Raw genomic sequence first — 16,048 nt, 5'->3', positions numbered from 1 at the left:
CTATCGCCGATCGCGAAGACTGCTCTGGAGTCCGCGTCCCAGAGGGCGCTGCCAAATCGGCGTTCATGATCGCGCGTTGGGCACCGCGAGGTGGAACAGACAGAAGTCCAGAGAGATCGGGAACCAACCGTCGCAGGCCGCGTTGGGATCACAAGCCATCCAAACAGAACGGGAGAGGCACATGACCGATCAACACACGACTTCACGCCACATCGAGCGCGCCAAGACACATGCGACGGAACTCGCGGAACAGGCGCAGGAGACGCTGCGCAGCGAGGCCAGAGCACGCGCGGAACAGGCCCAGAGCAAAGCCGCAGGTGAGGCCGCCGCCGTTGCGCGTGCTGCTGATGCCGCTGCTTCCGAGCTGCCGCAAGGCTCGCTTCAGGCTCAGGCCGCCCAGCAGCTGGCTCAGGGGCTGGAGCAGGTTGCGGATACCATCCGGACAGCCGATCTGGAAAAAGTACTGCGCGATACCGGCGCTTTTGCCCGCAAGAACCCGATGCTGTTTCTGGGGGGGGCTGCGCTTCTCGGCTTTGCCGCAACCCGGTTCCTGAAGTCGACAGCGCCGGACGCCACGTCCGATCGCGCCGTCGCCGATGACGCAACAGGCGACCCATGGGCCGCCTATGAGACCGGTGACGGCTCCCCGGCCAGCGACAGTGACTACAGCCGTGGCGGCATGACGGAGAGCCCGACGCGGAGGGTTTCGTGATGGAAAATCAGAACACCTCTGCCAGCCCGTCACAGGCGCCGGGACTGCTGGTGACCGTGCTCAAACAGATGTCGCAGCTGGTTCAGGACGAGTTGCGACTGGCGCGGGCAGAACTGTCGCGCAACCTGTCGCGCGCCGGTGTTGCCATCGCGATGATCGCGGTGGGTGCCGTGCTGGCCATTGTGGGGCTGCATGTCCTTGCAGCCGCGCTTGTCGCCGCGATCACCGCTATGGGCCTTAGCGTCGGGACCGCCGCGCTGATCGTCGGCGGGCCGTTGATCGCCCTTGCCGTGGGGCTGGTTATGCTGGGCGTCAACCGCCTGTCACCCTCAGCCCTTATGCCGGATCGCAGCCTGCGGAACGTGCAACGCGACCTCAAGACCTTGAAGGAGACCACACGCCATGTCTGATGATACCGATCTGACCGAGCTTGAGACCGAAATCGCCCGTGACCGGGTGGCGCTGTCCAAATCCCTCGACACATTGGCGGCGAGCCTGTCGCCGGAGCGCATCGCGACGGAAGTTTCTGCAACCGCATCGCAATATGGCGGTGAGATTTCGCAGCAGCTGTGGTCGACCGCGCGTGCCAACCCGGCCGCGCTGGCGCTCGTCGGCACCGGCATCGCGCTGCTGATGTCGGGAGCCGGCAAGCGACGTGATCCGGAAGGACAGGCGCAACCGGCGGCCGCGGCGACCAGCGCTGAGATGGCTCACGTACCCAGCCCCGATGCGGGCCAGCGCAAAAGCCCCAGCGCCAGGCGTCTGCGTGCGGCGCTGGACCACGGGCTGGACAAACTGCCTCCCAAAGCGCGCAAGCAGGTGCGAAAGGCACGTCTTTCAGCGATCCAGATCCAGGAAGAACTGGAACGCAGAGCCGCAAAGCTCAGCCGCGCGTCACAGGATGGCATCGCAGCGCAGCCACTGGTTGCCGGCGGTCTCGCCTTTGGCCTTGGTGCGATTGTCGCGGCCCTGCTGCCGCAAACCCGGCAGGAAGATGAACTGCTGGGCGCCAAACGCGACGCCCTGATGGCTGAGGCGCGCGACACCCTGCAACAGGAGTTACGCAAGCTGGCCAACAAAGGCGAGACCGCGCTGCACGACCAGCTCAGCCAAGGCCGCGAGGCGCTGGAAGCCTCGCTGAACTGACGCTAACCTCCCCTCTGGCCCGACCGGGCCGGAGGGTTTTCTCTCAGACAAGGCCATTCGCCATGCTCAATTCGATGCTGTCCGACCGTGCGGCGCGCATGATGCTGCTCATTCTGACGGCACTTGCCCTCGGCCTTGCACTCTATGTATCCAAACCGATCCTTGCGCCCATCATATTTGCCGTGGTGGTGGGAATTGTCGTCTCACCGATTGCCGACCGGCTACAGGGCATTGGCGTGGCCCGCGTGATCGTCGCGAGCAGCCTTCTGCTATTCTCCTGCGCCATCATCGTGCTGCTATTCCTGTCGCTGGAGCCTCTGATCTCGGGCGTTGTTGAAGATCTCCCCAAAATCAAACGTGAAATCAAAAGCTGGGTCTACATGATGTCCGGCCTCCTGCGCGGCATCGAAGCCATCAGCCAGGAGATTGAACAAACCGTCGGGACACGCGGCGCCGAGGCGGATGTGGCCAGCGGGTTTCCGACGCTGATGGATGCGCTCTGGGTGGCGCCCAACTTTGGTGCGCAGGTGTTTATCTTCATCGGCACGCTGTTCTTCTTCGTGCTGACACGTACGGATATCTATGCTGCTGCGGGGGCATTGGGCAAACGGCTCTACCGCGCGGAACATGAGGTGGCGCGCTACTTCGCTGCTGTGACGATCGTCAACGCAGGGCTTGGTGTCGCCACCGCAATCGGCCTTGCCGTGATCGGCATCGACAGCGCGCTGATCTGGGGGCTGGCGGCCATGCTGCTGAACTTCATCCTGTATCTCGGCCCGTTGATGATGATCACCGGCCTGACATTCGTCGGGATGACCCAGCTTGGCGGTGCGGCGGCGCTGCTGCCGCCGGCATTGTTCCTTGGGCTGAACCTTATCGAGGCGCAGTTTGTCACCCCGGCTTTTGTCGGTCATCAGCTACATCTGAGCCCGCTGGTGGTGTTTCTCGCAATTGTCTTTGGCCTGTGGATCTGGGGTCCGGTGGGCGCGATCGTGGCGCTGCCGACGTTGCTGTGGGCCGGTCAGTTGCTGCGCGCCTCCTCAGAGGCACGCCGGTCACAAGGCCCCGATACCCAGCCAAGTTGAGCCAGACCACCGGGCCGCCGCCTGCGCGCCCCAGTCGCGCCATCAGGCCCTGTCATCCCGTCGGGTCAGACCACATCCTCGGTCGCGCCCGGAAGGGGTTGCTGAAGATCGGCCATTTTGTCCGGATCATGGGGCACCAGAAAGCCGTTGCGCGACTCCGGCAGGCGCAGGCCATTGCGTGCGACCTCTGCGCGCCACCAGTCCGACGCTGTCTCCAGCCTGCGCGCCTCATCCGGCATCTGGCCCTGATCCCACCAGTGGTTGCACATCGCGCGCCAGGTTTCGGCCACGCGGTCCTTGCGGGTGATGCGCAGCGCCACCTCAGTGTCCCAGCGCATCGACCGCCCGTTCATGTTCGCAGACCCGACCATCGCAAAACTATCGTCAACAATCAGCACCTTGCTGTGGACATAGATCACAGGTGAGCCTGCCAGCACTGAGGGCGCCTCGCGATCGGCCAGGATCGGCTGTACCGGGCTGGCGATGGTCGCGCGGCTGCCAAAAGCTGCTTGCAATGTGTCCAGCGCCTGCCCCTGCAAGGCCATACCATAGCGCGCATCCAGATCCCGGTTGCCCTCAAAAGCCACATCATCGGGCAGCGCGGGCAGCACCAGAATAAGAGAGAGGTCCGGTTTACGTCTGGCGGCAGCGGCAAGCCCGTCTGCCAGTACGCTGGAGCGCAGAAACTGGGTTTCGAGATAGATCAGATGTTCGGCGCGTTCGAAGGCGGCGAGATAATCCTCTTCGATCTCGCGCAATACCGTGCGGGGGGACAGCGCCCAGAATCCGAAACGACGCGGCGCGGAAATCGTCCGGCGGATCAATTTGCCTTCGGGCGGGTTTTCCTTGCCCGCGACATAGCGTTGAAAATGCCGCAAATGCTGCGCGGCCTCGCGGGCCTCGGGGCCGCTGACCAGCACCTGGACATCTGCCCAGGTCTGCTGTGACGGCTCATCATGCTCCAGCGTATCGCGGCGGCGCTCGTTGAGATCCAGCCCGCCGACATAGAGTAGGGTTTCGTCGATCACCGCCAGCTTCTGATGGTGGGTGACCGGGCGCACTTCGGGAAGAAGACCATCGTCGGGGGTATCGGACAGGCCACGACTGGGGAACCCGGTGGCGCCTGCTGGTCCGGTTGGCCTGCGGTCCGAGATCTTGTTCTTCTTCATCTTGATGAACGGGCCAAAGGCCAACCGTGGCAACAGACCTGCCCGCGCCGGATGCAGCGCGCCCTCGACATGAAGGTCACCGACCGGATCATCGGTCGCGCGGCGCGCGAGGCGCACGGCGATTTCCTGCGCCTGCGCCACGGTGCGTTTGGTTTTCTGATGCAGTTCCTGGCCCATCACCGGGTCGAAATCGCTGACAACCAGATGAAAATGCACACCTCGGGCAACCACATGTTCGACCAGATCCGCCCATGTCTCGCCGATAGCGCGCGCCTCGTCGCTCAGCAATGCGGTAGAGAAGTCGAAAATACGGAAACTGGCACGCACCTCTGTTTTGGCGCTGAGCACCGCCCGCTCAAACGCAGGCCATGCCTCGGCAGCGGTCACCAGAACCTCAAAGACCTCTGGATCCGTCGCCGCGTCATCCTGTGTTTCGCAGGTCGGCATTGTCGTTCGCACCCCTTTTTTCCGCAAGCCCCTGTGCCACCGTGTCGTCGCTATGCGGAAAGACGACCTCATAGGTAAATTCTGTCTCTGTTTCCGTCGTCTTGGCCTCACCCTCGAGCTGTGCGACGAAGGCCTTGATAAGCCGGGCGCCGAGCCCGCTGGTGAACTGGCGCTCTTCGCTTTCGGTCCCGTTCTGCGGGTCCAGCGCGTTGCGGATGGTAAGACGGCAGTAGCCGCCTTCCTGTTCTGCAAAGGAGACACCAACAACGCGTCGCCCGTCGCCGTCTACACCCGCAAATCTGACAGCATTGGTGAGCGTTTCGGCCACCAGCATCGACAGATTCACCGCATCGTCCTGATTAAGCTGGACCGAGGCTAGATCTGTTTCGATGGCGACCGCGCCGTCGCGCCCATGCGACAGGGAGGCAATCTCCTTGGCCAGAGCCGTAATAAGCTCGGCCGCATCCACGGTGGTGACATCTGGATTGGTGTTCAGGGACCGGTGAATCGCCGCCAGCCCACGCACCCGGCGCTGAAGCTGGGCAAGCACGTTGCGCGCCTCGTCCGAGCGCGCCGATCTTGCCTGCATGTTCATGATCGAGGCGATGAGCTGGAGGTTGTTCTTTACCCGGTGATGCACCTCGCGCAGGAGCACGGTTTTCTCGCGCAGGTCGATCTCCCGGCGTTCTTCGGCCTTGCTGAGGATCATCACCATGCGGTTAAAGGACTGCTGGGCCTCGGCGAATTCGCGCGGCGGGTTCACCAGATCCAGCTGGGCCTGTTTCCGCTCGCCTAGCGCATAGCGCCGCATGGCTGCGCGCAGGTCACTGAGATGGCGGATAACAAGACGATGCAGGCCAAATACGCCGACGACCATGCCTGCGAGCCACATCAACACCGGAAAGGCCAGGGTGAAGGCCCAGCCGCCCATGCCTGTTGCCATCTGCGCCTGTGCAGCTGGCCAGCTTCCCACAACGGCGACCTCGCCCGGAACGATGTCGCTCACCGCGAAGAACCGTTCTTCCTGGGATTTTGACGTTGCAAAGAACGTGTCGCCAGACCGCCTGATCAGATCCGACTGCGCGGGTGTCTGGGGCAGCATCAACCCGGCCTGAGGCAGCGGCTCCGAAGAGGACAGGATATCGCCGTCCCGATCAATTGTGGCAAAACGGATGCCTTCCAGTTGCCAGCTCTCGGTGAAAAACGCGCTGGTCAATCTTTTCGGAATGGCGAGGGTCAGATAGCCGACGATTTCGCCACCTTCGCGAACCGGCGTTGTCAATGAGAGTTCGAAATCCCCATTTCCATCAAGGCTGCGCCCCACCCCATAGGTCAGCGCGCCGCGCGCGACCGCTTTTGCAAAAAATGCTGTTTCGGCGATCGCGGCGCCCACATCCTTGGAACTGCAGACCGGCTGCCCCTCGGGCGTGACAAGGCCTGCAAAGGAATAGGTCGGCTGCGCTTTGACAAAGGCGGCCAGGGCGAGGTTGCAGGCCGCTGGCTGATTGCGCAGCGGCAGGGTGGCCGCCGCCAGGGCGTCAGCGGCGCCGCTGGTGCGTTGCAACAGCTCCCGCTCTCCCATAGCGGCCCGTTCGGTGCGGGCAAGAATGGCCATCCGGGACAGGCGCGCGGCCTCATCTATCACCGTGTAGGTCTGATAGATGGCAATCATGCCCAATGGCAGCAATGCCAAGGTCATGAGAGCGGCGAGCCGAAAAAACAGCCCGCCAGCCAGTGCCCGCCCCAGTTTCATATCAGGCCACGCTTTGCTGCGACACGATGCCTGCAGTTACGGTGTCGGTTAGCTCCAGCGGCTCGTTTTCGCTCAGATTCATCAGCTCGGCCAACCGCGCCCGGCCTCTGTTCACCCGGCTCTTGATCGTGCCGACCTTGACGCCGCAGGTTTCTGCGGCCTCCTCATAAGAAAACCCGCCGGCGCCAACCAGGATCAGCGCCTCGCGCTGTTCATCGTTCAGCTGTTCGAAAGCTTTGTTGAAATCGCGCATGTTCAAGCGCCCGTCATGATCAGGTTTCTGCGAAAGCTGCTCGGACAGGACGCCATCGCCGTCCTCCACCTCGCGGCGGCGTTTACGGCGTAGAGAGTAATACGTGTTGCGCAGGATCGTAAAGAGCCAGGCCCGCATATTGGAGCCTTCCTCGAATTTGTCGATATTGGTCCAGGCTTTCACCAAGGTATCCTGCACCAGATCATCGGCCATGGCCGTATTCCGGGTCAGACTGATGGCAAACGCACGCATGGCACCAAGGTGGTCCACCAGCTCGTCTCTGGGATCGCCCATCAGGAGTCATCCTCATCACGATTTGCGCTTTTGATCGGCGCTGCGCCCTTGGCTTTCAGCTGGTCGAGAAGATTTGCGAACCGGTCGGGGATGGGCTCCGACGCAAGCGTATCAAACGCCTTTTTCAGGTTGCTGTCGATCTCTCGCTCGATCGCGTCGCCGCGTTTTTCTGTTGCCTTGTGCTTTTCCATACGATCCAACTATATTTTTTTACGCACACTCTGGAACCAAACGCAGTGACCAGACGTATGGTTCCATATGTATTCAGAAAAAAAGGGACATATCAAATGACCGCCCCGACAGGAGAAATTCTTGCTAATCAGATCGGGTCTAACCTGCCGTTCCTGCGCCGTTATGCGCGGGCCCTGACAGGTAGCCAGACCAGCGGTGACACCTATGCCCTTGCAACTCTGGAGGCGATCCTGGCCGAGCCGGACCGCTATGAGGCTGAGCTGAAAGCAAAGGTGGCTTTGTTCCGCGCTTTCCATGTTATCTGGAGTTCCAGCGGTGCCCCGGTTGAGCTGGATATGCCCGACAGCGGGCTGGAGACCCAGGCGCAGAAGCATCTGCGTGCGCTTACCCCAAATACCCGCGAGGCGCTTCTGCTTCACACGATTGAGGATTTCAGCACCGCAGAGGTGGCGCAGATCATGGAAATCGGCGCCGATGAAGCAAGTGAACTGGTGAAGATCGCCTATCAGGAGATGTCGAAATCCACATCGGGTCGCATCATGATCATCGAGGATGAGGCGATCATTTCGATGGATCTTGAAGGGATCGTCAGCGAAATGGGACATCGGGTGACCGGCATTGCCCGGACTGAAGATGCCGCGCTGAAACTCGCAAGGGAAGAGACACCGGATCTGATCCTGTCGGATATCCAGCTTGCGGATAACTCCAGCGGCATTGATGCGGTGAACAAGATCCTTGAAAATCATTTCGACTGCCCCGTGATCTTTATCACTGCCTTCCCCGAAAGGCTGCTGACCGGCGAAGGGCCGGAACCTGCCTTCCTGATTTCGAAGCCCTATACCGAGGATCAGGTTCGCTCGGCGGTCAGCCAGGCGATGTTCTTCTCCTCAACCGAGACGTTGAAGGCCTGAACCAGGCGCAAACCTGTTTCGATCAAATAGCCGCCTGTGATCAGGCGGCTATTTTTGTGTCTGGACGGCGTTGCGGATGTTTTCCGCTTTTTCGCTTGAGATCGCCGCCGCGCCGGGATCACCGCCGCGCGCGTCTCTCGTCCCGGATCACCCTGTCAAGCGGCGCCTAAGCTTTCGTCAGGCCTCAGCCTTTGGCGATGGCGCGCAGCATCCAGGCGGCCTGCTCGTGAAAGGCGGAGCGCGCCGTCGCCAGATCCTCGGTAACGATATCCTTGCGATCGCCCGCCAGCTCGGCCAGCGCATGAAGGCGGTGCGCGACACGTTCATGGCAATGAGCGAGATCCTCGACCAAATCCGCAGCCGTCAGCGAGCCGGTTTTGTCTTCAAGCTTCGAACGGCTGACGATATCGGCAAGGCTCGACGGCGCCAGATGCCCCAGCGCGCGGATCCGTTCCGCCAGCTCGTCGGTCGCTGCAAACATATTCTCATATTGCTCTTCGGTCAGCTTATGGACCGAGTAGAAGGCCGGCCCTTCGACGTTCCAGTGATAGGCATGGGTCTTGAACACGAGGCGATAGGTATCGGCCAGCACATCGGCCAGCCCGCTGGCGATCACCGAGGTGTCACGGACACCGGTGCTAACGTCATCACGGCTGGGCACAACTGAAAGCGCTTCGCTCATCTCATCATCTCCTTTGTCTATGTCGGTCTCACCACCCCAACGTGTGCTCCTGACAGAGGTTCCCATATTTCTCGCCGGTGTCAGACCTTCTCACCGATGTCAGGCGCGCAGACGCCGGGGACAGATGAGCAACGAAAATGGGCGGACGCCACAGCATCCGCCCCTTATCGCTTTCGCATTGTCGTCTCCACGCTATCTGCCCTTTACCACCCGAACCACCATGGCGATGGCAAAGAGTACAAGGAACACGAAGAACAAAATCTGCGCGATCCCGGCAGAGGCAGACGCCACACCGCCAAAGCCGAAGAGGCCAGCGATGACTGCGACAACAAAGAATAGCAAAGCCCAGTAGAGCATGGTCCTCTCCTTCATATCATGTCGTGCTGTGATACCGTCCCAACTCAGACCACGCGGCGATGGTTCCATGGAACTTTCGCGGCTCGGCGCACGTTGAGTGGTGGAAAGGAGACTTCATCATGGCTGCAACTCAGACACAGACTGAACCGAAGAAATCGACCGCTGCGCGACGCAAGCAGGACACCCTCACAGAGGCGTCCCAGCCGATTGCGGCAAAAGCCAAAGAAGTTGGCGAACAGCTGGAGGATATGGCGGTACGCAATGCTCAGGCGGTCCGTGAGATGGCGGCCGAGGGTGCAAAAACCGCGTCCCAGACCGTCAATGAGCTTGCCTCCCAGAGTGAGGAATTCGTGAAGAAGAATCCGGCGCTTGCCGTAGCTGGCGCGCTGGGGCTGGGCGTGCTGATCGGCCTTGCGGTCCGCAACCGCTACTGAAACACTTAAATTCCGAGAAAAAAAAGGGAGGCCGGCGGCCTCCCTTTTTTGTATCTGTTGGACACGTTCATCTGACTATGAACAACCACGGCTGCGAGGGGATTCAGGTGAATTTGCGAAACAGCCGCGTGGTGTCGAAGATTGTATCGAGTTTCTCGTAGCGCGCGCGCGTCTCGTCCCAGCGCTCCTCCTGTGCGGCCGAGATCATCGCCTCCAGCAGCATCATGGTTGAGATGTTCGAGTCCCAGGCCGAGGGGATTTCCACCCAGCAATTGAAGGTATGCGCCGCCACAGATCCGATGGGGCTGGACCATTGGTCGGTGATCAGGATCACCCGCACCCCCCGTTCCGAGGCCAGTTCGGCCAGCCGTTGCAGGTTGGTCTCATAGCGGCGGACGTCGAACATCAGCAGCGTGTCGCCTTCCACCATATCCAGCACGTAATGCGGCCAGGTCGCCGAGGAGGAGGTCATATGTGTGACCCGCTGGCGAATGGCCTGAAAATGCGTGAAGGCATAATCCGCAAGCGCACGGGTGATGCGCCCGCCAACCACATAGAGCCGACCCTCAGTATCGGCCAGCTGCCGGACCGCCGCATCGAACTGCTCTGAATCGACGTTGGAAAAGGTCTGACTGAGGTTGTCGGTCACCGCCTGTGCAAATCTGTTCAGAAGATGCCCCTCCGGCGCCTCCGACGCCCAGTTGGCCCGGCGCTGGGTCGGGCCGGATCCCTTTGCCTCCAGCTCTTTCAGCAGGGCCTGATGGAACTGCGGATATCCTTTGAAACCAAGCTTCTGCACCATGCGCGCCACGGTGGGTGTCGACACATCGGCATTGGCGGCAACAATGGTGATAGAGGCCAGACCAGCCGCCGGATAATTGGCCAGCAGGGCATTTGCGAATTTGCGCTCTGCCTGGGTCAGGGTTGCATATTGCTCCCGGATGAGTTCGCGCACGGTGGCGGGCGGTTTTGTCACTGTCCGGCTATCCCTCTGGTTTGCCTACAATTTATGCACCGCCCCAAAGACAGGGCCATCCCCGACACGAGGGGATCAAACTGATGCTGAAAATATATTGACACAAAAAGTCCTACGTGAAAACATTTTTCCAAAATCAGGGAGTGCCCAATGTCACTGAGCGATTCCAACGCTCCATCTGCCGCCGCACCGGAACTGCCCAACGAGGCAGTAGAGATCTGGAATGCAGCGGGCACCGGCGATGTGCTGGTGCTGTGCGAACATGCCAGCAACCACATTCCGGCGCGGTATGAGGGGCTTGGCCTGTCGGAGGATGACCGCGCCAGCCATGCCGCCTGGGATCCCGGCGCATTGGCGGTGGCCAAGGGTCTATCGGTGGCTCTGGACGCGCCGCTGGTCGCAAGCCGGGTGTCGCGGCTGGTCTATGACTGCAACCGCCCGCCCGAAGCTGCCAGTGCCATGCCCGCGAAATCGGAACTGATCGACGTCCCCGGCAACCGTGATCTGGATGCGGCGGCGCGGGCCGAACGGGTCGACAGCGTCTACACCCCCTTCTGCGCGGCCGTGGCGCAGGTGATCGCTGATCGCAGGGCCGCAGGCCGCGAGACGATGCTGGTGACGGTCCATAGCTTTACCCCGATCTTTTACGGCACCCCGCGCAGCGTCGAAATCGGCATCCTGCACGATGCGGACAGCCGCTTGGCCGATGCGATGCTGGAGGCCGCCCCGGCCCTGCCCGACCGCCAGATCGAGCGCAACGCGCCCTATGGCCCGCAGGACGGTGTCACACATTCGCTGGTGCTGCATGGTCAGAACAATGGTTTGGCCAATGTGATGATCGAAGTGCGTAACGATCTGTTGCAGACCCCGGAACAGGAAGCCGCCATGACAGACGAATTGCTGTGTCTGCTGCGCCCGGCCCTGAGCGCGCTGACCAGTAAGGAGGCAGCCAATGCCTAGTGCCATCAAGAGCTATGTACGCGCCATCGACGCGATGAACCGCGTGATTGGCCGTTTCGCCATGTATCTGATCTTTGTGCTGGTTGGGGTGCTTCTGTGGTCCTCGGTGTCAAAGACCTTTTTCAACCCGTCACTCTGGACGCTGGAGACCGCGCAGTTTGTCATGGTCGCCTACTATATTCTGGGCGGTCCCTACTCGATCCAGATGGGCAGCAATGTACGGATGGATCTGTTCTATGGTGCATGGTCGCTCAAGACCAAGGCCATGGTCGATGCCGTCACCGTGCTGTTCCTGATGTTCTACCTGGGGATCCTGTTTTATGGCGCCGTCAGCTCCACCGCCTATTCGCTGGGGTATTTCGGGCTTGAGCCGTTTCAGTTCTTCGGAGAGCTGCTGACAATCCTTGTGAGCGAAGGCGTCGATGCCGCCAGCGCCAAACTCGGCTATCTGGAACGCAGTTCCACCGCGTGGCGCCCCTTCATGTGGCCGATCAAAACCATCCTCTGTTTCGGCGTCTTTCTGATGCTGCTGCAATGCCTTGCTGAATTGTTCCGTGATCTCGGACGCCTTCGCGGAGACGACTTCTAATGTCCTATGAACTCATCGCCATTATGATGTTTGCCGGCATGATGCTGATGCTGATGACCGGTCAGCGTGTGTTTGGCGCAATCGGTTTCGTCGGCGCTGTGGCCGGTCTGCTGCTCTGGGGCACTGGCGGCAGTGAAATCCCCTTCTCCGCGGCCATGAAGCTGATGAAATGGTATCCTCTGCTCACGCTGCCAATGTTCATCTTCATGGGGTACGTCCTGTCGGAATCGAAGATCGCAGATGATCTCTACCGGATGTTTCACGTGTGGATGGGACCGGTCAAAGGCGGGCTGGCGATTGGCACCATTGGTCTGATGGTCCTGATCTCGGCGATGAACGGTCTGTCCGTGGCTGGTATGGCCATCGGCGCCACCATCGCCCTGCCCGAGCTTTTGCGCCGTGGCTATGACAAGACGCTGGTCACCGGCACCATTCAGGCCGGATCCTCCCTCGGCATTCTGGTGCCGCCCTCCGTCGTGCTGGTGCTCTATGCGATGATCGCGCGCCAGCCGGTTGGTCAGCTCTGGCTCGCCGGTGTTGTTCCGGGTCTGCTGATGGCGGCCATGTTCATCATCTACATCTATCTGCGCGCCCGGATGCAGCCCGAACTCGGCCCCGCCATGAGCCCCGAGGATCTCGCCGAATATGAGCGCATCAGCGATCATCCGCTGCGCCTGAACTACATTGTTCTGGCCCTTCTGGTGCTCGTGCCGCTGGTGGTCAAGATGGGCATAATCGAGGCAAAACCCGCAATGGGCGTGGCTCTTGCCGGTGCTGTTCTGGCATTTGTCACCAGAGGCGTTCCGATCTTCTATCATGATGTCTTCATGAAGGAAAAATATCGCCTGCTGTTCTCCGGCGTGCTGCCCTTGGCGATCTTTGCCGCGATGATGGTGCCCTTTGTGAATGGCTGGACCTCGCTGGTGGAAAGCTCCGCCATTGGTGCGATGACCGCCTTTGTCGCGGCCATTCTCAAAGGTCGGATGAACAAGGAGGTGTTTGAAACGTCGGTGCGCTCCACCCTGGGGATTTCCTGCATGTTCATGTGGATCATCCTCGCCGCGCTTGGCTTTGGCGCAATTTTTGATGGTCTGGGCGCGGTGAAGGCGATCGAGGATCTGTTCACCACGCAGCTGGGTCTCAGCCCCTGGATGATCCTGATCCTGATGCAGCTGAGCTTTATCGTGATGGGCACCTTCCTTGATGACACCGCGATGCTGGTGATCGTGGCGCCGCTTTATGTGCCGCTTGTGGGGGCGCTGGGGTTCGATCTGATCTGGTACGGTGTGCTTTATACCATCACCACCCAGATCGCCTATATGACGCCGCCCTTTGGCTACAACCTGTTCCTGATGCGGGCGATGGCGCCACCGGAAATCGGGCTGAAAGACATCTACGTCTCAATCATCCCCTTTGCCGCTGTCATGGTGGTCGCACTCGCCCTGGTGATGATGTTCCCGCAGATTGCCCTGTGGCTGCCGGACTATGTTTACGGAAAATAACCCTCAGAAGAGCTCCGCAAGGGGGCCGGACATTCAACATGGAGAAGAGACATGACGACAAGACGTAAGTTTATACAGACCGCCGGTGTCGGCGCCCTGGCCGCACCGCTGGCCACACCTGCGCTGGCCCAGTCGAAAATCACCTGGCGTATGCAGACCTATGCCGGTGCGGCGCTGGCCGAGCATGTGGTGAAACCCGCCATCGACATGTTCAACAAGATCGCAGGCGACCGCATGCAGATCGAGCTCTACTATGCCGACCAGCTGGTCCCCACCGGCGAGCTGTTCCGCGCCATGCAGCGCGGCACGATCGACGCGGTGCAGTCGGATGACGACTCGATGGCCTCGCCCACCGAAGTCACTGTCTTTGGAGGCTATTTCCCCTTCGCCTCGCGCTACTCGCTCGATGTGCCTGTGCTGTTCAACCAATATGGTCTGAACGAGATCTGGGACGAGGAATACTCCAAGGTCGGCGTCAAGCATATCTCGGCAGGCGCCTGGGACCCCTGCCATTTCGCCACCAAGGATCCGATCAACTCGCTGGCCGACCTCAATGGGAAACGCGTCTTCACCTTCCCGACCGCCGGCCGTTTCCTGAGCCAGTTCGGCGTGGTGCCGGTCACCCTGCCGTGGGAAGACATCGAAGTTGCCATGCAGACTGGCGAACTGGACGGCATCGCCTGGTCCGGCATCACCGAGGATTACACCGTCGGCTGGGCGGATGTGACCAACTACTTCCTGACCAACAACATCTCCGGCGCCTGGGCTGGCTCCTTCTTTGCCAACCAGGGCCGCTGGAACGAGCTGCCCGAGGACCTGCAGACCCTGTTCCGTGTCTGCTGTGATCAGTCGCATTATTATCGCCAGTGGTGGTACTGGGGTGGCGAAGCCTCCTTGCGTGTGAACGGCGACAAGATGAAACTGACCACGATTCCGGACAATGAATGGCAGCAGGTCGAAGACGCCGCCGTCAAATTCTGGGACGAGATCGCCGCCGAAAGCCCGACCAAAGCGCGCGTTGTCGAGATCATCAAGAAGTACAACGCCGACATGCAGAAGGCCGGCCGCCCCTATCGCTACGGCTAAAAGGCTGCCACAGAAAACCGAATTTGGCCCGCGTGCGGTGGGCCAAATTCCTTCCCAAGGAATTTGCTCAACTTTTTTTGTCAGAAAGTTGTGGCCTCAGAACACAAAGGGCTGCTCATGCTCTCCTTCGATACGCTCAAAGACCAGGTTGCCGACGGCACCGTTGATACAGTTCTTGTGTGCCTTGTGGACATGCAGGGTCGGCTGATGGGCAAACGCTTTCACGCCAAGCATTTTGTGAACGGCGCCTGGGAAGAGACCCATTGCTGCAACTATCTCCTCGCCACCGATCTGGCGATGGCGACGCCGGAAGGCTATGCCTCGACCAGCTGGGAAAACGGCTATGGCGATTATGTCATGAAGCCGGATCTGGCCACGCTGCGCCCGGTGCCCTGGCTGGCTGGCACGGTGATGGTGCTCTGTGATGTGCTGGATCACCACAGCCATGAGGAAGTCCCCCATTCCCCCCGCGCCATCCTGAAACGTCAGGTGAACCGTCTCAAAGAGATGGGTTTTGACGCGATGTGCGCCACCGAGCTGGAATTCTTCCTGTTCGAGAAGAGCTTTGACGAAATCCGCAAATCCGGTTTCCGCGATCTGCAGCCGATCTCGGGCTACAATGAGGACTACAGCATCCTGCAGACCTCGCGTGAGGAACATATCCTGCGCCCGATCCGCAACCACCTGTGGGATGCAGGGCTGCCGATCGAGAATTCCAAGGGCGAGGCCGAGACCGGTCAGGAAGAGCTGAACATCAAATATGCCGCCGCGATGGATACGGCGGAATATCACACCATTGCCAAACATGCGGTGAAAGAGATCGCCCAGCAGCAGGGCCATGCCGTCACCTTCCTGCCGAAATGGCATCACGAGAAGGTCGGCTCCTCCTCCCATGTCCACCAGTCGCTGTGGCAGGACGGCAAACCTGCCTTCTATGACGAGAGCGACGCGCTGGGCATGTCATCGCTGATGAAGGCCTACATGGCGGGTCTGCTGAAATACGCGCCGGATTACACCGCCTTCATGGCGCCCTATATCAACAGCTACAAACGCTTCGTGAAGGGCACCTTTGCCCCGACCCGTATCATCTGGTCGGTGGACAACCGCACCGCAGGCTATCGCCTCTGCGGTGTCGGCAGCAAGGCAATCCGCGTGGAATGCCGGATACCCGGCTCGGACATGAACCCCTATCTCGCGATCGCCGGCATGCTGGCGGCGGGTATTGCAGGCATCGAGGAAGGGCTTGAGCTGCAGGCCCCCACCAAGGGCGATGTCTATCAGGGCGACACCGGCATGATCCCCGGCACGCTGCGTGAGGCGGCGGCGGCACTCAAAAGCTCGGCCATGTTGCGGGCCACCATGGGCGATGCGGTGGTTGACCACTATGTCCGCGCGGCGGAAGTTGAGATCGAGGATTTCGAGCGGATCGTGACCGACTACGAGATTGCCCGCGGGTTTGAGCGCGTCTGAGACGCGCAGCCTTCGGCGAGAGTATTTTTA

18 protein-coding genes are annotated in these 16,048 nt (G+C 60.7%); 11 read left to right on the top strand and 7 right to left on the bottom strand.

Annotation, left to right across the window (positions count from 1 at the left end):
• Positions 1–181 precede the first annotated feature (181 nt).
• The 4 genes from VWZ87_RS18915 (at position 182) to VWZ87_RS18900 (ending at position 2,943) form a co-directional block, all read left to right on the top strand.
• Positions 182–712, top strand: a complete 531-nt coding sequence (locus VWZ87_RS18915) for a hypothetical protein (protein WP_416536649.1) — start codon at positions 182–184, stop codon at positions 710–712.
• Positions 712–1,122 (top strand): phage holin family protein, encoded by a 411-nt coding sequence (locus tag VWZ87_RS18910; RefSeq protein WP_416536648.1) that lies wholly within the window; start codon positions 712–714, stop codon positions 1,120–1,122. Before VWZ87_RS18915 ends, VWZ87_RS18910 begins: the two co-directional genes overlap by 1 nt.
• Positions 1,115–1,858: a hypothetical protein gene (locus VWZ87_RS18905; protein WP_416536647.1), complete on the top strand. Its 744-nt coding sequence runs from the start codon at positions 1,115–1,117 to the stop codon at positions 1,856–1,858. Before VWZ87_RS18910 ends, VWZ87_RS18905 begins: the two co-directional genes overlap by 8 nt.
• A gap of 62 nt (positions 1,859–1,920) precedes the next feature.
• The gene (locus VWZ87_RS18900) at positions 1,921–2,943 is read left to right on the top strand and encodes an AI-2E family transporter (protein WP_340547371.1); all 1,023 of its coding nucleotides are present in this window, start codon (positions 1,921–1,923) and stop codon (positions 2,941–2,943) included.
• Between the two features lie 65 nt (positions 2,944–3,008).
• On the opposite strand, the gene VWZ87_RS18895 is transcribed toward VWZ87_RS18900, so the two are convergent.
• From VWZ87_RS18895 to VWZ87_RS18880, 4 genes are read right to left on the bottom strand one after another with little or no spacing between them, the layout of a single operon-like run.
• The gene (locus VWZ87_RS18895; protein WP_416536646.1) at positions 3,009–4,559 is read right to left on the bottom strand and encodes a phospholipase D family protein; all 1,551 of its coding nucleotides are present in this window, start codon (positions 4,557–4,559) and stop codon (positions 3,009–3,011) included.
• Entirely contained in the window at positions 4,534–6,312 is a 1,779-nt protein-coding gene (locus VWZ87_RS18890) for a sensor histidine kinase (protein ID WP_416536645.1), read from the bottom strand. Before VWZ87_RS18890 ends, VWZ87_RS18895 begins: the two co-directional genes overlap by 26 nt.
• A gap of 1 nt (position 6,313) precedes the next feature.
• Positions 6,314–6,859, bottom strand: coding sequence for an RNA polymerase sigma factor (locus VWZ87_RS18885; protein WP_340547374.1), 546 nt, complete (start codon positions 6,857–6,859; stop codon positions 6,314–6,316).
• Positions 6,859–7,050: a NepR family anti-sigma factor gene (locus tag VWZ87_RS18880; protein ID WP_416536718.1), complete on the bottom strand. Its 192-nt coding sequence runs from the start codon at positions 7,048–7,050 to the stop codon at positions 6,859–6,861. Before VWZ87_RS18880 ends, VWZ87_RS18885 begins: the two co-directional genes overlap by 1 nt.
• A 96-nt stretch (positions 7,051–7,146) precedes the next feature.
• Between VWZ87_RS18880 and VWZ87_RS18875 the strand changes: the two genes are divergently transcribed.
• Positions 7,147–7,962, top strand: coding sequence for a response regulator (locus VWZ87_RS18875; protein ID WP_340547376.1), 816 nt, complete (start codon positions 7,147–7,149; stop codon positions 7,960–7,962).
• Positions 7,963–8,146: 184 nt separating this feature from the next.
• Here VWZ87_RS18875 and VWZ87_RS18870 read toward each other — a convergent pair whose 3' ends face one another.
• Together VWZ87_RS18870 and VWZ87_RS18865 are read right to left on the bottom strand one after the other, a co-directional pair.
• On the bottom strand, positions 8,147–8,644 hold the full coding sequence (locus VWZ87_RS18870; protein ID WP_416536644.1) for a Dps family protein: 498 nt from the start codon (positions 8,642–8,644) through the stop codon (positions 8,147–8,149).
• Positions 8,645–8,836: 192 nt separating this feature from the next.
• Complete coding sequence (locus tag VWZ87_RS18865) at positions 8,837–9,001, bottom strand: DUF1328 domain-containing protein (RefSeq protein WP_340547378.1); 165 nt, start codon at positions 8,999–9,001, stop codon at positions 8,837–8,839.
• A 119-nt stretch (positions 9,002–9,120) separates the two neighbouring features.
• Between VWZ87_RS18865 and VWZ87_RS18860 the strand changes: the two genes are divergently transcribed.
• Positions 9,121–9,435, top strand: coding sequence for a hypothetical protein (locus tag VWZ87_RS18860; protein WP_416536643.1), 315 nt, complete (start codon positions 9,121–9,123; stop codon positions 9,433–9,435).
• Positions 9,436–9,538: 103 nt separating this feature from the next.
• On the opposite strand, the gene VWZ87_RS18855 is transcribed toward VWZ87_RS18860, so the two are convergent.
• Complete coding sequence (locus VWZ87_RS18855) at positions 9,539–10,411, bottom strand: MurR/RpiR family transcriptional regulator (protein WP_340547380.1); 873 nt, start codon at positions 10,409–10,411, stop codon at positions 9,539–9,541.
• A 150-nt stretch (positions 10,412–10,561) separates the two neighbouring features.
• Between VWZ87_RS18855 and VWZ87_RS18850 the strand changes: the two genes are divergently transcribed.
• The 5 genes from VWZ87_RS18850 to VWZ87_RS18830 all read left to right on the top strand — a co-directional run bounded on the left by VWZ87_RS18850 (position 10,562) and on the right by VWZ87_RS18830 (position 16,018).
• Positions 10,562–11,371 carry an N-formylglutamate amidohydrolase gene (locus VWZ87_RS18850; RefSeq protein WP_416536642.1) on the top strand — a complete coding sequence of 270 codons (810 nt, stop codon included), beginning with the start codon at positions 10,562–10,564 and terminating at the stop codon, positions 11,369–11,371.
• The gene (locus VWZ87_RS18845) at positions 11,364–11,960 is read left to right on the top strand and encodes a TRAP transporter small permease subunit (protein WP_340547382.1); all 597 of its coding nucleotides are present in this window, start codon (positions 11,364–11,366) and stop codon (positions 11,958–11,960) included. The genes VWZ87_RS18850 and VWZ87_RS18845 overlap by 8 nt, the downstream gene beginning before the upstream one ends.
• Complete coding sequence (locus VWZ87_RS18840) at positions 11,960–13,462, top strand: TRAP transporter large permease (protein WP_340547383.1); 1,503 nt, start codon at positions 11,960–11,962, stop codon at positions 13,460–13,462. Before VWZ87_RS18845 ends, VWZ87_RS18840 begins: the two co-directional genes overlap by 1 nt.
• A gap of 51 nt (positions 13,463–13,513) precedes the next feature.
• The gene (locus VWZ87_RS18835; protein WP_340547384.1) at positions 13,514–14,548 is read left to right on the top strand and encodes a TRAP transporter substrate-binding protein; all 1,035 of its coding nucleotides are present in this window, start codon (positions 13,514–13,516) and stop codon (positions 14,546–14,548) included.
• A gap of 117 nt (positions 14,549–14,665) precedes the next feature.
• The gene (locus VWZ87_RS18830; RefSeq protein ID WP_416536641.1) at positions 14,666–16,018 is read left to right on the top strand and encodes a glutamine synthetase family protein; all 1,353 of its coding nucleotides are present in this window, start codon (positions 14,666–14,668) and stop codon (positions 16,016–16,018) included.
• Positions 16,019–16,048: the final 30 nt, after the last annotated feature.

The organism is Phaeobacter sp. JH20_37 (assembly GCF_048056015.1).
Classification (GTDB): domain Bacteria; phylum Pseudomonadota; class Alphaproteobacteria; order Rhodobacterales; family Rhodobacteraceae; genus Phaeobacter; species Phaeobacter bryozoorum.
This window is presented reverse-complemented; position numbering and strand designations above follow the sequence as displayed.

Coding starts and splice junctions, on each gene's coding strand:
- VWZ87_RS18870 (WP_416536644.1), bottom strand. CDS start 8,644: ATGAGCGAAGCGCTTTCAGTTGTGCCCAGCCGTGATGACGTTAGCACC.
- VWZ87_RS18895 (WP_416536646.1), bottom strand. CDS start 4,559: ATGCCGACCTGCGAAACACAGGATGACGCGGCGACGGATCCAGAGGTC.
- VWZ87_RS18910 (WP_416536648.1), top strand. CDS start 712: ATGGAAAATCAGAACACCTCTGCCAGCCCGTCACAGGCGCCGGGACTG.
- VWZ87_RS18905 (WP_416536647.1), top strand. CDS start 1,115: ATGTCTGATGATACCGATCTGACCGAGCTTGAGACCGAAATCGCCCGT.
- VWZ87_RS18830 (WP_416536641.1), top strand. CDS start 14,666: ATGCTCTCCTTCGATACGCTCAAAGACCAGGTTGCCGACGGCACCGTT.
- VWZ87_RS18860 (WP_416536643.1), top strand. CDS start 9,121: ATGGCTGCAACTCAGACACAGACTGAACCGAAGAAATCGACCGCTGCG.
- VWZ87_RS18850 (WP_416536642.1), top strand. CDS start 10,562: ATGTCACTGAGCGATTCCAACGCTCCATCTGCCGCCGCACCGGAACTG.
- VWZ87_RS18835 (WP_340547384.1), top strand. CDS start 13,514: ATGACGACAAGACGTAAGTTTATACAGACCGCCGGTGTCGGCGCCCTG.
- VWZ87_RS18915 (WP_416536649.1), top strand. CDS start 182: ATGACCGATCAACACACGACTTCACGCCACATCGAGCGCGCCAAGACA.
- VWZ87_RS18840 (WP_340547383.1), top strand. CDS start 11,960: ATGTCCTATGAACTCATCGCCATTATGATGTTTGCCGGCATGATGCTG.
- VWZ87_RS18845 (WP_340547382.1), top strand. CDS start 11,364: ATGCCTAGTGCCATCAAGAGCTATGTACGCGCCATCGACGCGATGAAC.
- VWZ87_RS18865 (WP_340547378.1), bottom strand. CDS start 9,001: ATGCTCTACTGGGCTTTGCTATTCTTTGTTGTCGCAGTCATCGCTGGC.
- VWZ87_RS18885 (WP_340547374.1), bottom strand. CDS start 6,859: ATGGGCGATCCCAGAGACGAGCTGGTGGACCACCTTGGTGCCATGCGT.
- VWZ87_RS18880 (WP_416536718.1), bottom strand. CDS start 7,050: ATGGAAAAGCACAAGGCAACAGAAAAACGCGGCGACGCGATCGAGCGA.
- VWZ87_RS18875 (WP_340547376.1), top strand. CDS start 7,147: ATGACCGCCCCGACAGGAGAAATTCTTGCTAATCAGATCGGGTCTAAC.
- VWZ87_RS18900 (WP_340547371.1), top strand. CDS start 1,921: ATGCTCAATTCGATGCTGTCCGACCGTGCGGCGCGCATGATGCTGCTC.
- VWZ87_RS18890 (WP_416536645.1), bottom strand. CDS start 6,312: ATGAAACTGGGGCGGGCACTGGCTGGCGGGCTGTTTTTTCGGCTCGCC.